The 1,441-nt window shown below is 66.1% G+C and carries 1 pseudogene; it reads left to right on the top strand.

Annotated features, from left to right (window positions below):
- Nucleotides 1-95: 95 nt before the first annotated feature.
- A pseudogene (locus tag ABZ911_RS43140) lies at nt 96-1,175 on the top strand (IS701 family transposase); the annotation flags it as partial.
- Nucleotides 1,176-1,441: the final 266 nt, after the last annotated feature.

The following is a 1,441-nucleotide window of genomic DNA, read 5'->3' as shown; positions in this document are numbered from 1 at the left end:
TGAGACGGCCACCGCTGTGATCATTCAGGTGTGATGGATCTGAAGATCATGCGGTGGCCGCGTTGGACAGAGTAGAACACCTCGGCGCCGCCCGTCTGCGGGCGGGCCTGGATGCGGCGTTCGCGCTGGTGGCGGGCCGGTTCAAACGGCCGGAGGTGCGACGGCGCGCCCGGCTGTGCATCGAGGGGCTGCTGTCCGGGCTGGAACGCAAGAACGGGTGGTCTCTGGCCGAGTACGCCGGCGAGGCGACGCCGGATGGGATGCAGCGGCTGTTCAACGCCGCGAAATGGGACGTCGACGGCGTGCGCGACGATGCCCGCGACTACGTGGTCGACCACCTGGGCGAGCCCGATGGAGTGCTGGTCGGTGATGACACCGGCTTCGAGAAGAAGGGCACCGGTTCGGCCGGGGTGCAGCGACAGTACACCGGCACCGCAGGAAAGATCACCAACTGTCAGATCGGGGTGTTCCTCGGCTACGCCACCATCCGCGGCCGAGCTGTGGTGGATCGGGAGTTATATGTTCCGCGCGAGTCTTGGATCGCCGACCCGCAGCGGTGCGCGTCAGCGCAGATCCCTGACGAGATTGGTTTCGCCACCAAGCCTCAACTGCTGCAGGTCATGCTCGAACGGGCGATCACCGCCGGTGTACCGTTCGGCTGGGTGACTGCTGACGAGGCCTACGGCGACAATGGGCCGCTGCGCCGATTCCTGGAGAACAGGCAGGTCGGTTATGTGCTGGCGGTCTCCTGCTCCCACCAGATCACCACCGGCGTGGGGAAGATCCGCGCTGATGCGATGGCCAAGAAGATCGGCAGGCGTGGCTGGCAGCGTCTGTCGTGCGGGGACGGCGCCAAGGGCGAACGGCGCTATGACTGGGCGCTGGTCGCCACCGACAGCCCGGTGCACCGCCTACTGATCCGCCGCTCGGTCAGCAAGCCGTCCGAGCTGGCCTTCTACCTGTGCCACACACCCACCCCAGTTCCATTGGCCCGTCTGGTTCAGGTGGCCGGAGCCCGCTGGACGATCGAGGAGTGCTTCCAAGCCGGCAAGAACGAAGCCGCCTTCGATCACTACCAGGTCCGGCTCTATCCAGCCTGGTACCGATACATCACGCTGGCCATGCTCGCCCTGGCATTCCTCGCGGTCACCCGCGCCGCTGTCAACGAAGAGGCCACTGCGCCCAAACGTGCCGGCGCTCATCAGAGCGCGCGCCCGCAGGCCGCAGTTGAGAGGGCGCCATCAGCCACGACATACAGTGACCAATCCATCACGATCTCCGCCAACGAGATCCGCCGCCTCTTCGCCCTGCTGATCCGGCCACCCATCGACGAGCGCCACATCCTGCACTGGCACCGGTGGCGACAACGCCACCAGACCCGCGCCCGACGAAGCCACTACCAGCGACGACAACTCAAAGATCGGTAAGTGCGGCTGGAGTA

The organism is Nonomuraea sp. NPDC046570, from assembly GCF_040645915.1.
In the GTDB taxonomy this organism is placed as follows: Bacteria; Actinomycetota; Actinomycetes; order Streptosporangiales; family Streptosporangiaceae; genus Nonomuraea.
The sequence above is the reverse complement of the archived record's forward strand: the minus strand, read 5'-3'. Positions and strand labels throughout refer to the sequence as shown.